14 protein-coding genes and 1 pseudogene are annotated in these 16,558 nt (G+C 67.9%); 2 read left to right on the forward strand and 13 right to left on the reverse strand.

Annotation, left to right across the window (positions count from 1 at the left end):
* Positions 1-51: 51 nt before the first annotated feature.
* From ACR81A_RS10265 to dapB, 6 genes are all read right to left on the reverse strand, one after another.
* Positions 52-603, reverse strand: a complete 552-nt coding sequence (locus ACR81A_RS10265; RefSeq protein ID WP_237462231.1) for a dihydrofolate reductase — start codon at positions 601-603, stop codon at positions 52-54.
* Between the two features lie 2 nt (positions 604-605).
* Positions 606-1,415: a thymidylate synthase gene (locus ACR81A_RS10270; RefSeq protein WP_202381196.1), complete on the reverse strand. Its 810-nt coding sequence runs from the start codon at positions 1,413-1,415 to the stop codon at positions 606-608.
* A complete protein-coding gene (locus tag ACR81A_RS10275; protein WP_202381195.1) occupies positions 1,412-2,413 on the reverse strand; it encodes a GGDEF domain-containing protein in 1,002 nt (333 codons plus the stop codon). The genes ACR81A_RS10270 and ACR81A_RS10275 overlap by 4 nt, the downstream gene beginning before the upstream one ends.
* 213 nt (positions 2,414-2,626) lie before the next feature.
* Positions 2,627-4,225, reverse strand: coding sequence for an APC family permease (locus tag ACR81A_RS10280; RefSeq protein ID WP_440311750.1), 1,599 nt, complete (start codon positions 4,223-4,225; stop codon positions 2,627-2,629).
* A 137-nt stretch (positions 4,226-4,362) separates the two neighbouring features.
* Positions 4,363-4,839 (reverse strand): hypothetical protein, encoded by a 477-nt coding sequence (locus ACR81A_RS10285; RefSeq protein WP_337248896.1) that lies wholly within the window; start codon positions 4,837-4,839, stop codon positions 4,363-4,365.
* Complete coding sequence (gene dapB / locus ACR81A_RS10290; protein WP_440311751.1) at positions 4,836-5,606, reverse strand: 4-hydroxy-tetrahydrodipicolinate reductase; 771 nt, start codon at positions 5,604-5,606, stop codon at positions 4,836-4,838. Before dapB ends, ACR81A_RS10285 begins: the two co-directional genes overlap by 4 nt.
* Positions 5,607-5,719: 113 nt before the next feature.
* Between dapB and ACR81A_RS10295 the strand changes: the two genes are divergently transcribed.
* Positions 5,720-7,225, forward strand: coding sequence for a biotin carboxylase (locus tag ACR81A_RS10295; protein ID WP_202381192.1), 1,506 nt, complete (start codon positions 5,720-5,722; stop codon positions 7,223-7,225).
* Between the two features lie 66 nt (positions 7,226-7,291).
* Here ACR81A_RS10295 and ACR81A_RS10300 read toward each other — a convergent pair whose 3' ends face one another.
* The 4 genes and pseudogenes from ACR81A_RS10300 to ACR81A_RS10315 form a co-directional block, all read right to left on the reverse strand.
* A complete protein-coding gene (locus ACR81A_RS10300; RefSeq protein ID WP_440311752.1) occupies positions 7,292-8,701 on the reverse strand; it encodes a M16 family metallopeptidase in 1,410 nt (469 codons plus the stop codon).
* Between the two features lie 83 nt (positions 8,702-8,784).
* A complete protein-coding gene (locus ACR81A_RS10305) occupies positions 8,785-9,090 on the reverse strand; it encodes an OST-HTH/LOTUS domain-containing protein (RefSeq protein WP_425560308.1) in 306 nt (101 codons plus the stop codon).
* A 335-nt stretch (positions 9,091-9,425) separates the two neighbouring features.
* Positions 9,426-10,035 (reverse strand): annotated as a pseudogene (locus tag ACR81A_RS10310) (NYN domain-containing protein); the annotation flags it as partial.
* Positions 10,036-10,176: 141 nt separating this feature from the next.
* Positions 10,177-12,444 carry a polyribonucleotide nucleotidyltransferase gene (locus ACR81A_RS10315; RefSeq protein WP_202381189.1) on the reverse strand — a complete coding sequence of 756 codons (2,268 nt, stop codon included), beginning with the start codon at positions 12,442-12,444 and terminating at the stop codon, positions 10,177-10,179.
* A gap of 280 nt (positions 12,445-12,724) precedes the next feature.
* On the opposite strand from ACR81A_RS10315, the gene ACR81A_RS10320 reads away from it, so the two are divergent.
* Positions 12,725-13,087: a hypothetical protein gene (locus ACR81A_RS10320; protein WP_202381188.1), complete on the forward strand. Its 363-nt coding sequence runs from the start codon at positions 12,725-12,727 to the stop codon at positions 13,085-13,087.
* On the opposite strand, the gene efeB is transcribed toward ACR81A_RS10320, so the two are convergent.
* The 3 genes from efeB to efeU are packed head-to-tail and all read right to left on the reverse strand — an operon-like array spanning position 13,071 to position 16,496.
* Complete coding sequence (gene efeB / locus ACR81A_RS10325) at positions 13,071-14,369, reverse strand: iron uptake transporter deferrochelatase/peroxidase subunit (protein WP_202381187.1); 1,299 nt, start codon at positions 14,367-14,369, stop codon at positions 13,071-13,073. The two genes, ACR81A_RS10320 and efeB, sit on opposite strands and share 17 nt — an antisense overlap.
* Complete coding sequence (efeO, locus tag ACR81A_RS10330; RefSeq protein ID WP_440311753.1) at positions 14,359-15,573, reverse strand: iron uptake system protein EfeO; 1,215 nt, start codon at positions 15,571-15,573, stop codon at positions 14,359-14,361. The genes efeB and efeO overlap by 11 nt, the downstream gene beginning before the upstream one ends.
* A gap of 8 nt (positions 15,574-15,581) precedes the next feature.
* Positions 15,582-16,496, reverse strand: a complete 915-nt coding sequence (efeU, locus tag ACR81A_RS10335) for an iron uptake transporter permease EfeU (RefSeq protein WP_440311754.1) — start codon at positions 16,494-16,496, stop codon at positions 15,582-15,584.
* Between the last annotated feature and the right edge of the window lie 62 nt (positions 16,497-16,558).

The following is a 16,558-nucleotide window of genomic DNA, read 5'->3' on the forward strand; positions in this document are numbered from 1 at the left end:
CCCTAGGCTACCGGACGCCGCGGCCCCTCGCTCACCGGGAGACCGTATTCGTCATTCGGTGACGCGCAGCCAGCGCTCGAATCGGTAGCCCAGCCCGCTTGCCGCACGCTCATCCACTCCGGCCTCAGCGAGTTGCCATTCAGCCCCGAGCTGGGGCGCGAAGGTATCAGCATCGGGCACGTCGAGCGCGATCCGGGTGATGACAAGCTCGCTCGCGTGCGGCAGGGCGCTGCGGTAGAGCTCGCCGCCGCCCATAATCCACGCGTCCACGACGCCCGGCTGCGCACCGGAATCCACGTCTGGTCCCGCGTCCGAGTCGAGCGCCTGCAGCGCTGCGTCGAGCGAGCCGACCACGGTGGCGCCGGGCGCCGCGTACGTCGAGTCTCGGGTCACCACGATGTTCGAGCGGCCCGGCAGCGGCCGAACGCGCTCCGGCAGCGACTCCCATGTGCGCCGCCCCATGATCACGGGCGCACCCAGGGTGCTTCGCTTGAAGTGCGCGAGGTCCTCAGGCAGATGCCAGGGCATGTCGCCCGCGCGGCCGATCGCCCCGCCCCGAGCTTCGGCCCAGATCATGCCGAGCCGCGGGCGCTCCCCCGCCATGGTTAGACCGCCACCGGGGCTTTGATGCCCGGATGGTGCTCGTAGCCCAGCACCTCGAAGTCCTCGAGTGTGTAGTCAGAGATCGACTCTGCCTTGCGGATCGCGATCTTCGGGTACGGGAGCGCCTCACGGCTGAGCTGCAACTCGACCTGCTCGACGTGGTTGTCGTAGATGTGGCAGTCGCCGCCCGTCCAGATGAACTCGCCGGGCTCAAGCCCGGTCTGCTGCGCAACCATGAGCGTGAGCAGCGCGTACGAAGCGATGTTGAACGGCACGCCGAGGAACATGTCGGCCGAGCGCTGGTACAGCTGGCAGGAGAGCTTGCCGTCCGCGACGTAGAACTGGAAAAACGCGTGGCACGGCATGAGCGCCATCTCGTCAAGGTCGGCGACGTTCCAGGCCGACACGATCATGCGCCGCGAGTCGGGCGTCTCACGGATCTGCTCGATGACGCGCTCGATCTGGTCGATGTGCTCGCCCGCGGGGGTGGGCCAGGAACGCCACTGCACGCCGTAGACCGGGCCAAGGTCACCATTCTCATCGGCCCACTCGTCCCAAATGGTCACCCCGTTGTCGGTGAGGAACTTCGTGTTCCCCTCGCCGCGGAGGAACCACAGCAGTTCAACCGCGACCGATTTGAAGTGCACGCGCTTCGTGGTGAGCAGCGGGAACGACTCCGCGAGATCGAAGCGGATCTGTCGCCCGAAGAGGCTCCGAGTGCCGGTTCCCGTGCGGTCCGACTTCGCATCGCCGCGCTCGTATACCTCGCGCAGCAGGTCTTCGTAGGGGGTGGGAATCTGATTGGCGCTCACGCCCCCAGTGTACCCGCGCCCCACTCGGGAACCGCCGTGCCGGGCGACTCCGCGCGTTCAGCCAGGAGCGGACGACCGCGCCGCTTCGCACTCAGCATGAGGAGATCCGCGCGCTCGATAAACTCAGCGGAGCTCTCCCCCGGCCGCCACTCAGACACCCCGAAAGACCAGGCCGGCTCAGTGATCACGCCGCGCAGCCGCTCGGCGGTGCGCACGGCCCCCGCCTGATCGACGTCGACGAGTAGTAGCGCGAATTCGTCGCCCCCGAAGCGCGCAAACACGTCTTCCGGTCGCGTCCGCTGCCCCATCTGCGTGGCGAAGCCCCGCAGTAACGCGTCGCCGGCGCCGTGCCCCAGCGCGTCGTTCACAGCCTTGAATCCGTCGAGATCGAGGTACAGGAGGGAGAGCGGGTGGCCCCCGCGCTCCGCCGCGGTGACAGCCGAGCCGAGCAGTCGCTCAAAGCCACGTTTGTTCCACACATCGCAGAGCGGATCGGTGAGCGAGGTGCGTTCGAGCCGCGCTTTGAAGTGGCCCACCAGTTCGCCAATCACGATGCCGGTCACCCCGATCGTGAGCACGACCGTTCCCATTTGGATCCCGAACCGGCCCAGCATGATCGCGGCGTACAGGAGAATCCAGACGGAGCCGAGCAGCCGCGCGAACCACATCGGCATGAACCACACGAGGAACAGGAAGAACGGGAGGAAGAGGAGGCCCAGGTTCACCGCGCGCAGCATCGTCGGCACGAGCAGCACGGAAGGCACGACGACGAGCAACACGAGCACCATCAGCGTGCCCGCAGCCGCCCGCGTGAACCGTCGACCGAGCAGCAGGATAACCCCGCACGCCACGAGGCCCGCAAGCGCGGTGGCGAAGAGATCGGGGCGCGGCTCATCGTTCTGCCGCAGCGCGGTCGCATTGAGCAGCGCGAGGCAGGTGCCCGAGAAGAGAAATGCGGCAGCCGCAATCGACATCTCCGATTGCTGCACCCGCTTCATGATTCCCCAATCATGCGCCACCCTTCCCCGGGTCGCACCACACGTCACCGATTCTAGCGAGCGACCGCTCACCCCACACCTCCCCCGGGACGGACCGGAGCCGCTGCGGTGAGCGCTCAGCGATCCCGAACGAAAACGGCCTCGGCGGGCCGCAGATCGTCATGATCCGCGGCCCGCCGAGGCCGAAGCGCCCCACTGGGCGCACACGAGTGGCTAGGAACCGAGCCCGTCGTCAAACACAGGCATCGCCGAAGTGTCGGACGCCGCATCCGCCTTCGCGAGGACCTGGCCGCGGAAGAACGCGGGCGAGGCCTTCGCCTGGACGAACATGAGCACGACGCCGAGGCCGAGCACCACGACACCGATGATGCCCACGAGCCCAATGCCGCCGATGTTCGAGCCCGAGCCGAACGCGGGATCCATGCTGTCGACCGTGGTCTGCACAAACACGATGAGCAGGATGATGCCGCCGAGGCCCGGGAGCACCATCTTCGAGATCACCGAGCCGAGGCCCTCCTTGCCGGCGGTCTTGCGGAAGTACCAGGGGCTCGCAAGCGCCGTGATGCCGTAGTAGAAGCAGACCATCATGCCGAGGGCGGTGATCGTGTCCCAGAGCACGTCCTCGCTGAGGAAGCGCATGATCGCGTAGAACACCGAGGCGACGATCGAGGAGAGCATCAGCGCGACGTAGGGCGACTTGTACTTCGGGTGGATCTTCTTGATGGCGGGCGGCAGCGCACCGTAGTGCGACATCGCGAGGAGCGTACGTGCCGGCGAGATCGCAGTCGAGTTGATCGAGGCCATGGCGCTCACAAGGATCGCGAGCGAGAGCAGGATCGCGGCGGGGCCCATCACAGGGTGCGCGAGCGCGGCGAAGACGTTCTCGGCGATCTTCGGGTTGTTCAGGCCGGTGCCGGTCTCGCCCAGGCCCGCGTATGCGACGGTGGCCGCGGCGGTGCTGACGTAGAGCACGACAAGGATGAGAACGAGGATCATCGCAGCCTTGCTCTCGGTGGAGAGGCGACCCTTCGACGGCTTTGTCTCCTCGCCCATCGTGAGCACGGTGTCCCAGCCCCAGTACACAAAGATCGAGACGGCGATACCTGCGGCGAACGCGCTGAAGCTGTCCACCTCAAGCGGGTTGAACCAGGAAAGCTCGGGGACGCGGCCGGCCTCGTTGGCGGGATCAGCGGCGCCGATGAACATTGCGACGATGAACCAGATCATGATGGCCATCTGGAAGATGACGGTGATGTACTGGAAGATCTTCGTCGACGTCATGCCGCGGTACGAGATGAACGTCGCAACCGCCATGAAGCAGAGGCAGACGAGGATGTTGATGAGCTTGTTGCCCGAGAGCTCAGCGATCGAGGGGTCATCTGCGATGATGCTGATCGACTGGAACAGGAATTCGACGGCGATTCCCGCGAGGTTTGAGAGCACCAGCACCGTTGCTGCGATGAGGCCCCAGCCCGCCATCCAGCCTACCCACGGGCCGAAAGCGCGCGCGGCCCAGGTGAAGGAGGTTCCCGAGTCGGGCATCGCGGAGTTGAGCGCGCGGTAGCCGAGTGCCACGAGCAGCATGGGGATGAAGCCCATGAGGAAGATCGCGGGAGTCTGGTAGCCCACCTCGCTCGCGGCCGGGCCGACTGCGGCCGTCAGCGTGTACGCGGGAGCACACACCGAGAGACCGATGACAAGGGCGCCCATGACCCCCACGGTTCCCGACGGGAGGCCCTTCTTGCTGATACCGGTGACCGAGTCAAGCGTTCGAGTTCGTGGCTCGGGAGCGTTGAGGTCATACTTGGCCATGACAACCGTGCTTTCTGGCGCGTGATGGTGCGCATCGTCAGCTACAGGTGATTCCGGCGATGGAATCCGTACGGGGTCATCTGGGCCCCGATCCCTGTCTTTCGGGCATCGAGTCTATGCAGGGGATGCCGTTTTCCCTAATCCTTCGAAGAAATCCCACTGATTTCGTTCTTTTCGAGGGCAATCGCTTCGCGAATCGCCCCTCTTGCGCGCTTTCGGTCACCGCATGCGTCGTACACAATGCCGAGGCGCATCCAGCTTTCCCACGATTCTGGGTTCGCTTCTACCTCCGCACGGTAGCGCGGGAACGCAGCGTCGGCGTCCGCGCGCTCGGGGCGGCCTGAGGGCCGGGTTGCCACGGGTTCCTCAGGCATGAGGCCCGCGGCGTCGAGCCGATCTGCCAGGCGGGTGGCCTGGCGCCCGAACATCAGCTCGCGCGCGAGCGCCCAGACACCGAGCAGCGGCAACACCAACATAGCGACGCCCATGACAATCGGCACAAGCGTGCCCGAAGAGAGCAGCCCCACTGCGCGGATTCCCGCGAAGATGAAGTACAAGACGAGCAGCACGCTCATGATCGTGACGCCGATGATGGCGCGGGTGCGCGCGCTCACGCGAGGTCTCCCGCCGGCGCGGTCGCCGCGGACGCGGAAGCGTCGCCGACCCCCAGGACCCGGTCCAAGCCGACCGTCAGCCCGCTCGCCTCCGTGATGAAGCGCAGGGCCGCGGTGATGCCCGCGCGGTACGCATCGTTCGAGTGGGTATCGTGCGTCACGGTGAGCACCTCACCCGGGCCGCCGAAACGGACCTCCTGCTTCGCCACGACGCCCGCGAGGCGCAGACTGTGCACGGGGATTCCAGCGACGAGCTCGCCACGGGCGGGCTGCTCCGCAAACGGCGCGTCGATCGCGCGGCCCTCACGAGCCTCCGCGATGAGCTCCGCGGTGCGGACCGCGGTGCCCGAGGGCGAGTCCACCTTGTGCGGGTGGTGGGCCTCGACGATCTCGACCGCATCGAAGTATGGCGCAGCGATGCGCGCGAGCGCGGTGCCGAGCACGGAGCCGAGCGAAAAGTTCGGCACCACAAGGACGGTGCCCGAGTGTGCATCGACCTGCTCGGCGAGCCAGGCCAGGCGGTCCGCCGACCAGCCACTCGTTCCGATAATGACGCGCTGCCCGCGCGCGAGCGCGCGCTCGACGATCTCCGGCGATGCATCCGGGTGGCTCACGTCGACGAGCACCGCAGCGTCGGCTCCCGCGTTGTCGTCCGAGGCGCGGCCGAGGCGAGCAACGAGCTCGCACTCCGCCGATTGCTCGACCACCTCGCACACCAGAGAACCGAGACGACCGGAGGCGCCGGAGACCGCAACACGCACTGACATAGCTCCAGAATACCGGGGGCGTGGCTGCGCGACCGCCGCACGGCTTCCCCGCCGTCGCGCGAGAAGTCTGTGGGCGCCCTGAGGGCGATCCCGAGCTGGGGTACCCTCGAAATATGACGACCTCCTCGGGCTCAGCCCCCCAGCGCGCGCGACTGACCTCCCTCGAGCAGATCACGGAGCACCTGCGTGACTCCCCACAGCCGTTCTTCTACGTGAGCCGCTCTGCGACAAACCTGCTCGGTGTGGATCGCTGGGTGGGTGGCTTCCACTACATCACGCTGCGCGACAGCTGGGACGGGGCGCACCCGCGCGCATTCGCACCGAGCAACGTGCCGGCGCTTGAGCCGCGCGGCAACATCAACATCGTCAACTGGCTCCTCGCCAACGACCAGGTGCAGCAGTATATTGCGGCGAACACCCCCGCCGGGCTGCGGCCAAAGGTGGTCATCGCGATGTTCGACGAGCAGACCGAGGCGCTGTGCGCTTCACTCGGCTACGAGCTGGCGATGCCGCGGGTCGCGCTGCGGAAGTCGCTCGATTCCAAGATCATGACCACGCAGCTCGGCAACGAGGCCGGCGCTCCGAGCGTGCCCAATATCCTCACGACTATCACCGGGTGGGATGACCTGCGCGCGCAGGCTGAGGCAGGGGGCCTCGGCGAGAACCTCGTGATCCAGCTTCCGTACGGCGATTCTGGCCGCACCACCTACTTCGTTGCGTCGCACGCCGACTTCGAGCGCGTCGCGAGCGAGATCACGGGTCCGCAGATCAAGGTGATGCGACACATCAACCATCTTCCGCTCGCGGTCGAGGCCGTGATCACCGACAACGCGACGGTGACCGGCCCCGTGCTGCGCGAGATCACCGGGCACCCGGAACTCACCGCGTACAAGGGCGGATGGGCCGGCAGCGAGCTCTACCCCGCCCTCCTGAACGACGATGCACGTGCGCGCACGCTCGCGTTGGTGGAGCGGTTCTGCGCGCGCTTGGGCGCCGAGGGGTACCGCGGCATCCTCGAGGTCAGTGTGCTGCTCGATACCGACACGAACGAGGTCTACCTCGGCGAGTTGAACCCGCGCATCAGCGGATCATCCTCGCACTCGAACCTCACGCCGGGCGATACGACGCTGCCGCTCTTCGCATACCACGTGCTGCAGTTCTCGGATGTTGACTTCGAGCTGGATCTCGCAACGATCCAGGCGCAGCGTGCCGCGGCGCTCGATGGCGAGACGTGGAGCACGCTCGTCATTCAGTACCCCGGCCCCGAGGTCGACCGCGTGCTCGAGGCACCGCGCACCGGGCGCTACCGTGTGCTTGACGACGGCGCCCGGCTGGAATTCGTGTCGGCCGATCTCGACTGGCAGGCGCTCACCGACCCCGACGAGGTGTTCTGGATGCGCGCTGTCGGCGAGGGCGAGGTGCGCGGTCGCGGGCTCGACATCGGCATGCTGGTGACGCGCAGCCGCTCGCAGGAGGAGCACTACGCGCTCACTCCCCGCACGAAGCGCCTCATCCCGGCAATCCAGGGCCTCTACCGCGGCAAGACGGTGCCGCTCCCCCAGGTGTACTGGCGTGCGGGTGTGCGCAAGCTCCGCGAGCTCGGGAAGCGCAGCGCGTAGCCTCGCCTTCCCCGCAGGCAAACTCCCCTGCGGGGGTGGAGCGGGCGAGGTGCGGCCAGCGCCCCGCTAGGCGTCCGTAGGCTGCAGCGACGAACGCGACACGTCGCCCACCGCGACCACCGTCATGGGGCGCGCGGCAATCTCCGCAGCAATACTCGTGATCTCCTCCGCCGTGACCGCTGTGAAGCGTTCGAGCGACGCATCGAGATCGTAGAGCTCACCAGCACCGAGCTCGGCCCGCGCAAGGCGACCCATGCGCGTGTCTGAGTCCTCGAGCGCAAGCGCGGAGGAGCCCGCGATCTGGCCAAGCGCCCGCTCATGCTCCTCCGGCGTGATCCCGGCATCGGCGATGCGCTGCAGCTCCAGCTGGCTGAGCTCGAGCACGTCGGCCGCCTTTTCGGGGGCCGTGCCGGCGTAGATCCCGAACAGCCCGGCGTCCGAGTAGCTCGCACCGAACGAGTAGGCGGTGTAGGCAAGCCCCCGCTTCTCACGGATTTCCTGGAACAGGCGGCTGGACATGCCACCGCCCAGCACGGAGTTCATGATGCCGAAGGCGAAGCGACGCGGATCGCCCGCGCGCAGCCCATCCGCGCCGATCATGAGGTTGATCTGCTCGCTCGGTCGCGCGGTCACACTGATGCGCGGTGCCGCCGCGGCCGGGGCGGGCGCCAGTGCCGCCGCCGCAGCGCCAGCCACCGACTCGGTCGCCCCGGTACCCTGGACGCGCCGCACGGGCAGCGCCGCGCGATCCGTGTGCCACCGCTCCTCGGGCGACGCATTCAGTGCCGCGACGACCTGAGCGACCAGCTTGTCGTGGTCTACCGCGCCCGCGGCAGTCACCACGAGCGTCGACGGATCGTACTGGTTGCGGTAGTGTCGCTCCACGTCGTCACGCCGCGCGCCGCGGATCGTCTCGGGCAAGCCTCCAATGGGACGGCCGAGCGGGTGATCTCGCAGCACCTCCTCGAACAGCTGCTCGCTTGCCACGTCCGCAAGGTCGTCAGCGGCCATCGCGAGCTCTTCGAGGATCACGCCTCGCTCGGTCTCAAACTCATCGGGGTCGAGCACCGAGTTCAGCACCATGTCGGCGAGCACGGTCACCGCGTCGTCCAGATCCGCGTCGCGCACCTTCGCGTAGTAGCAGGTGTACTCCTTCGCGGTGAGCGCGTTGTGCTCGGCACCGATCTGGTCAAAGCTCGTCGCGATCTCGTAGGCATCGCGTGTTGGGGTTCCCTTGAACAGGAGGTGCTCGAGGAAGTGTGTGGATCCCAAGCTGCCCGGGGCGTCGTCGCGCTCCGACTGCTCATCGCGGGAGCCGACGCCCACCCAGAAGCCAATCGACGCGCTGCGCGCGCTCGGCATGAGTTCGGTGAGCACGCGCAGGCCGCTCGGGTGCACCGTGCGGCGCATGAGGCTACCGCTCAGGTCAACTGTGAGCTCGGCCTGGTCGAGCGGGAGGAGGATCGGATCACGCATCCCACCAGCCTAGCCCGCGGGGGCCGTGCGCACACTGCGCCGACGCGGCACCATCCTCGCGCGCCGCGAACTCCCAGGCCGTGCTAGTGGCTCTGGTCCTTCAGCCGCACGAGGCGCTCGTGCCCGCTCTCCTCGAGCTCGGCGATATCCGAGCGCGACTTCAGGAAGTCGGAGAAGGAACGGAAGCCGAGCGCGCGCTCGGAGAATGACGGATCCATGCGTCGCATCTGCTGCTTGACCGCGGAGCTATACAGCCAACCGGAGTCGTCCTTGTCCTGGCTGAGCCACAGCGCACGAATGAGGAGCCCGGTGGCATCCAGATCGGGATCGTCGCCATCGTCGTCGTGGTCTGCGTCGTGCTCGTCTTCCAGTGCGTCGAGCGCATTGATGAGCCCGGAAAGCTCGGTCTCGACGGCGTCATCAGGCGTGTCGTTCTCTGCGGCTCCGGGAGTCGTTGCGGGCTCGTCCGCGTCCGTCCCGCCGGTCGAGCTCGCGGTGTCGTCGCGATCGGCCGAGCGGCCGTTCCCCCGTCGCCCGCGCCCGCGGGACGATGAGCCCGAGCGAGCCGCCGGCTCTGCGCCGCGCGCCGAGCCGGCGTCAGCACCCGCGTCCGCACCCGCGGAGGCGGTGTCTGCCGCGGCGTCGCCGGCGACAGCCGATTCGGTCGCGGCGTCCGCCTTCCCGGAGACGGCCCCGTCCGACTGGGCGCCACCGCTTGCTCCACGCCCCCGGCGCCCGCGCGTTGCCGGCGCGGGTTCGCGCTTCGGCGCTTCGACCCCAGGCAGATCGTCGTAGCTTGCAAACTCGTCGCAGGCGGCCTTCAGCGACTTCGCGGTCGAGCCGGCTACGCCAATTCCGACCACGTACCGCCCCAGGCGGCGCACCCGCTGGGCGAGCGGAACGTAGTCCGAATCCCCCGCGACGATCACCACGTGTGTGAGGTCATCCAGTCGGAACATGTCTTCGACCGCATCAACCGCGAGGCGAATGTCGGCGCCGTTCTTCGCGTAGGCGGCGGCGGGGAACAGCTGGACGAGGTCGACCGCCCGGGCGACGAGCTGCGAGCGGTACTCCGCGTTCACGAAGGCCGACCAGTCGGCGTAGGCACGGGTGAGCACCAGCGTGCCGAAGGACGACGCGTAGTCGATGATCGCACCCACGTTCACCGCGGCGGCCTGCAAGCGCTCGGTGACATCGGGCGCGGTGGGGTCCTCGGTGATCTTCTGCCGATCGCGCGCGAACGAGTTTCGCCCGTGCACCCGGTCGTACCAGGAGAGCACAATGTTGTCGAAGTCGAGGTAGACCGCGACCCGGCCGTTCTGAGTATCCGCCATGCGTCCAGTTTGGCAGGCGAGGCGGCTCCCCGATACCACCAGGCACACCGCAATGAAAAACGCCCGCCGTCCCGGAAACCGGGACGGCGGGCGTCAGGCGTGTGACGCGGCGAGCGGGCCGCCGCGCCACACCTCGGAGAGTTACTCCGTTGCGGGGGCCTCGGCCTCAGCTGCGGGAGCCTCTGCCTCAGCAGCCTGCTCCTCGAGCACGGGCTCGAGCGAGAGCTTGCCACGGTCGTCGACCTTCGTGATCTTCACGAGGATCTTCTGGCCCACCGAGAGCACGTCATCCACGCTCTCGATGCGCTTGCCGCCGGCAAGCTTGCGCACCTCGGAGATGTGCAGCAGGCCGTCCTTGCCCGGGAGCAGGGAGACGAACGCACCGAATGCAGCGTTCTTCACGACCGTGCCGAGGTACTGCTCGCCGACCTCGGGGTTCTGCGGGTTCGCGATCGCGTTGACCTGCGCGCGCGCAGCCTCGGCGGCGGGGCCGTCGGTGGCGCCGATGTACACGGTGCCGTCGTCGTCGATCGAGATGTCGGCGCCGGTCTCGTCCTGGATGCCGTTGATCGTCTTGCCCTTGGGGCCGATCAGCTCGCCGATCTTGTCGACGGGGATGTTGACCGTGATGACGCGAGGCGCGGTGGGCGCCATCTCGTCGGGCGCGTCGATCGCCTGGTTCAGCACGCTAAGGATCGTGAGGCGAGCCTCGTGAGCCTGCGTCAGCGCGCCCTTCAGCACGTCGGCGGGGAGGCCGTCGAGCTTCGTGTCGAGCTGAATCGCGGTGATGAAGTCGGCCGTGCCGGCAACCTTGAAGTCCATGTCACCGAGGGCATCCTCAGCGCCCAGGATGTCGGTGAGCGCCGCGTAGCGGGTCTCGCCATCCACCTGGTCGGACACGAGGCCCATCGCGATACCCGCGACGGGTGCGCGCAGCGGCACACCGGCGTTGAGCAGCGACAGCGTCGAGGCGCAGACCGAGCCCATCGACGTCGAGCCGTTGGAGCCGAGCGCCTCGGACACCTGGCGGATCGCGTAGGGGAACTCCTCGCGGCTCGGCAGCACGGGCACGAGTGCGCGCTCGGCCAGGAAGCCGTGGCCGATCTCGCGGCGCTTGGGCGAGCCAACGCGGCCGGTCTCACCGGTCGAGTAGGGCGGGAAGTTGTAGTGGTGCATGTAGCGCTTGCTCGTGACGGGCGACAGCGAGTCGATCTGCTGCTCCATCTTGAGCATGTTCAGCGTGGTGACACCCATGATCTGGGTCTCGCCGCGCTGGAAGATCGCGGAGCCGTGCACGCGCGGGATGACCTGCACCTCGGCGTCGAGCGCGCGAATGTCGCTCGTGCCACGGCCATCCATACGGATGCCCTCGGCGAGCACGCGGCTGCGCACGATGTCCTTGGTGACCGACTTGTACGCGGCCGAAACCTCCGCGTTCGCCGACTCGGGGAGCTCCCCGGCGTCAACCTTCGCAGCGATCTGCTCCTTGACGCGCGCCTTCAGAGCGTCGTCCTTGTCCTGACGCTCGAGCTTGTCGGCGATCTGGTAGATCGGCGCGAGCTCCTCGCGTGCGAGCGCGTCGACAGCAGCGAGCACCTCGTCCGAGTACGGCAGGAACACGGGGTAGTCCGCAACCTCCTTGGCCGACTGCGCGGCGAGCTCCGACTGCGCCTTGCACAGCTGCGCGATGAAGGGCTTTGCAGCGTCGAGGCCCTCAGCGACCACGGCCTCGTTGGGCTTCGTGGCGCCGCCGCGGATCAGCTCCCAGCTGTGCTCGGTTGCCTCTGCCTCGACCATCATGATCGCGACGTCGTCGTTGCCGTTCTTGTCGGTGACGACGCGGCCGGCCACGACGATATCGAAGACGGCTTCCTTCAGCTGCTCGACGTTCGGGAACGCGACCCACTGGTCACCGATGAGCGCGAGGCGCACGCCGGCGATCGGTCCCGAGAAGGGCAGGCCCGAGATCTGCGTGGACGCGGATGCCGCGTTGATCGCGAGCGCGTCGTAGAACTCGCCGGGTGCGATCGAGAGGACGGTGATGACGACCTGAACCTCGTTGCGCAGACCGCTCACGAAGGAGGGGCGCAGGGGACGGTCGATGAGGCGGCAGACGAGGATCGCCTCAGTCGAGGGGCGGCCCTCGCGACGGAAGAACGAGCCGGGGATCTTGCCCGCGGCGTACGAACGCTCCTCGACATCGATGGTCAGGGGGAAGAAGTCGAAGTGATCCTTCGGCTGCTTCGATGCGCTGGTGGCTGAGAGGAGCATCGTCTCCTCGTCCAGGTACGCGGCAACCGCGCCCTGCGCCTGCTGCGCGAGTCGGCCGGTCTCGAAGCGGATCGTGCGCTTTCCGAACTTGCCGTTGTCGAGGACTGCCTCGGCAAACTTGATCTCGGGACCCTCCACGGGCTCTCCTTTGTTTGGGGTGGGCACGCGGCAACCGCTCGCCGACGCCGGGGCGTTCGCGAGTGCTGATCAACAGTGGAAGGCCACCCCCGCGATCCCAGGAACCAACTGGGAGGGATCCACCACCGAAGACCAGCCACCGTGTGCTCGGTTCATCGTTGTCGCGGGCAAGCGCCCGCGCTTCTCAGGATAGCACCGCGGCCCTCCACGGCGGGTGAAAACCCTGGTGCCGCATAGACTGGAGCGCACACTTCCGCAGGACCGAACGGAGCCCGGGCTCATGCCAGCAGATCAGGATCCCGCGATCCGGCGCAGGGCTCGCCGGGACATCGCGATCATCATGTCACCACTCGCGGTCGGCGTACTCCTGAACGCAATCGTGCGCCCCTGGCTCGCCACGTTCATCGACGCGGAGGAGATCCGCCGAGGTACGTCGGTGCGCGGCTCGAACCGGTGGTGGGAGCCGACCCCGCAGTCGGTGGCCGAGCATCCCGTGATCTCCTGGTTTCTGAGCGTCAGCGATGGCGCGCTCGCCGGGGTGCTCCTCGCGAGCTGCGGCCTTATCGCGATCGCGATGTGGCTCTGCGGTCGCATCGCGCGGCGCCGCGGTGAGCGACGCCGCGCAGCTACGCAGACTTCGTGAAGAGCGCCTCGCCCACGTACTCCCCAGGCTGGATGCCACCCGGAATCGCCCACAGGCCGGAGCCCACGTGCCGCAGGTACTCATTCATCGCATCGCTCTTGAGGCTCTGCTGCACGCGCACAAACGTCTCTGGCGTGCGCTGGTAGCTGATGAAGAAGAGCCCAGCCCCCAGCTGGCCAAGCGGGTTCGACCCGTCAACGTAGTTGTAGCCGCGGCGCAGCATGCGCAGCCCGCCGTTCTGCTCAGGATGTGCCAACCGCACGTGCGCGTCCACGGCGATCGCCGGGCCACCCTCCGTCGACTGCGCCGCGAAGTTGGGGGCGTCGAACTCGGCTCCGCCGGAGAGTGGGCCGCCCTCGCCCTTCGTGCGGCCAACGATCTGTTCCTGCTCGGCGAGCGACGCCCGGTCCCAGGTCTCGATCGTCATCGCGATCTTCCGCGCGACGAGGTAGCTGCCACCGCGCAGCCACGCCTGCGGATGATTCTTCGGCGCCCAGATGTACTCGGCGAGCGCGTCCTTTTCCTCCGCCATGACGTTCGCGGTGCCGTCCTTGAACCCAAACAGGTTGCGCGGCGTGTCCTGGTTCAGTGACGTCGATGAGGTCCGGCCGAAGCCGAGCTGGCTCCACAGGATACGCGCCTTCCCCATGGCAATGCGGCTGAGGTTTCGGATCGCATGCACGGCGACCTGCGGGTCATCGGCGCACGCCTGCACGCACAGATCGCCACCCGTCGTCGCCGGATCGAGCAGATCAAACGCGAACGCGGGCAGCTCGGTGAATTCCGCGGGCCTGCGATCCGCGATCCCGAACCGATCGATACCCTCCGCGTTCGAGAACAGCGAGGGCCCAAACCCGAAGGTCAGGGTGAGCCCTGCGGCGCCCAGGCCGAGCGCCTCCCCTGTGTCATCGGGCGGAGCGAGCGGTGGGCCGTCAACCGCGCCAGCCGCGGTCACGTCCTCGCCGCGGGTCAGCCGTTCGGCCGCCGCCGTCCAGTCGCGCAGCAGCTCGATCAGCGCCTCACGGTCGACCCCCCGCAGCAGCTCGAAGCTCGCGAAGTGCAGGCGATCCTGCGCTGGCGTGACAATTCCGGCCTGGTGAGCGCCGTGGAACGGGATGACCCGGTCGCCGGCTCCAGCGCCGCCGTCGCCGCCCAGCGCGCCACGTCCAGCGGCGTGCGCGAGCGCAGCACCGCTGGCACCGCCGACCGCGAGGCCGGCGGTGCCAGCGCCGAGCAGGCCGAGCAGGCCGCGTCGGCTGACGCGACGCTCGCTACTCGGCACTGATCCCAAGCACCGTGTGCGTGAGGCGGGACATCGGCTCGCTCAGCGCGTTCAGCTGTGCGCCGAGCTCACCGCGGGCACTCTGATCCACCGTCGAGTAGTCGACGAAGCCGGCCTCGTAGTCGCCGTAGGTGGCGAGCAGCTCGAGCATGCCGTCGAACTGCGCGTCGAGCGTCTTCGTGAGCTTGGCCCCATCGTCGCCCTTCGCCGCGGCGATGTCGCGCACGGCCTCGTACGCGACCTGCGCGCCCTCGACGTTCGCGCGGAAGTCGTACAGATCGGTGTGGGCGAACTCGTTCTCCTCGCCGGGCAGCTTGCCGTCGGGTGCGGCAATCTCGTCGAGCAGGCCGATCGCGCCGTTCGTGATGTCGCTCAGCGTCAGCGAGAAGTCATCCGAGTGCACGAGATCGTAGAGGGAGGTGATGTCAGCAACGAGCTTGTCGCCCACCTCTGCACGCTCCGCCGGCGTCAGCGCAACGAGCTGCTCATCCGGGTAGTTCTTCTTCGCCTCGTCGAGCCAGAGGTCCATCTCGATGCGATGGAAGCCGGTGAACGGCAGGCCCTCGGCTTCAGCGCCCGGCTTGCGGTAATCGATCGCGGGGTCGAGATCACCGAACTGCTCCGCGGTGGGCTCGATGCGCTCGTAGCTCACACGTGCGAGCGGGAAGAGGCGACGCGCTTCGTCGTCGTTGCCCGCGGCGTACGCGTCGACGAACGCCTGCACCTGCGGCACGAGCTCCGCGGCCTGGCTCTTCACGTACGCGGTGTAGCTCGTCACAGCAGCCTCCTCGGCCGCCGCGTCATCGGCGCTCGCCTCGACCGTCTCGCCCGTCACGGTGAAGGGCGTCTTGCCGATGCCCGCACCCACCATGCCCGGCTTGCACACCGTGTAATAGGTGCCGGGCTGCGCGACGAGCGTCAGGTCGCGGCTCGCGCCGGGGGCGATGTTCTCCACCTCGCCGACGATCGAGAGTTCATTCTCCGCGAGCACGTAGAACTCGGTGACCTGCTCGCCCGAGTTCGTGACCGAGAAGGTGATGGGGCCGCTCGCTGCGCTGTCCGCGCTCACCGCGCAGGCATCCGCCGACGAGTCGACGGTGAGCGCGGCTGCGGCGCCCGTCCCGGCGTTTGGCACGCAACCGGTGAGGGTGAGCACGCCAGTCGCGACGACGGCGGCGAGGGTAAGGGTGGATCGGGTCTGCACGGTGACTCCTAGTGGGTGGGTGCGGGGTGAGAAACTGACGCGGCGCTGGCGGTGGGCCGCCCGGCCGGCCGCAGGGCGCGGCGCAGGAAGAGGGTGAGCGTGGGGACGAGGTACAGCACGTACCCGACAAGCTCGAGCTTGGTCATCTCGGGCGTGAAGCCGATGGTGCCCTTCAAGAGGCTGCCCAGCACCCCGTCTGGGGCGATCACATGCGGGATCCGGAGGGCCCACGCGGCCTCGCCGTACCAGGACTGGAGGAATGCGCCCGCACCCTCGGGGGCGACGGCGAAGGGCCCGGGAAGCACGGCGGCCTCCTGCAGATCATGGATCGCGTACGCCACCACCCCGGCAGCAAACACGATGAGCAGTGCGCCAGTCCAGGTGAAGAACTTCGCGAGGTTGACGCGCAGCATGCCACGGTAGATCAGCCAGCCCAGTGCGCAGGCGAGCAGGATTCCGGCGATCGCCGCGAGCAGGCCGACGAGCGGGCTCTCTCCCGCCGACCGCGTGGTGGCCCAGATGAAGAGCGCGGTCTCGAGGCCTTCACGCCCCACGGAGAGAAAACCGACGGCCACAATGCCCCAGCCTGAGCCGGCAATTGCCGCGCCCAGCTGCCCCTCGAGTTCCGACTTCATGCCGCGCGCGGTGCGCAGCATCCAGAACACCATCCAGGTGACGAGGCCGACAGCCACGAGCGAGAGCGTGCCCCCGATGATCTCCTGCGCCTGGAAGGAGAGCCCGTACGCACCGAAGGTGAGGATGGCTCCTGCGGTGAGCGACGCGAGCACAGCAAGGCCCACGCCCGCCCAGATCCTCCGAGCTACGTCGGGTCGGCCGATGCGCTGCACGTAGGCGAGCAAGATCCCCACAACGAGCGCAGCCTCGAGGCCTTCACGCAAGCCAATGAGAAAGGTTCCGAGCATGTGTGCCTCTGCGGGAAACGGCCGGCACGCGAGCGCGAGTGTGGCCTGGTGTGATGATGGTA

Origin of the sequence: Leucobacter chromiireducens (genome assembly GCF_051993095.1) — a bacterium.
Taxonomy (GTDB): Bacteria; Actinomycetota; Actinomycetes; order Actinomycetales; family Microbacteriaceae; genus Leucobacter; species Leucobacter chromiireducens.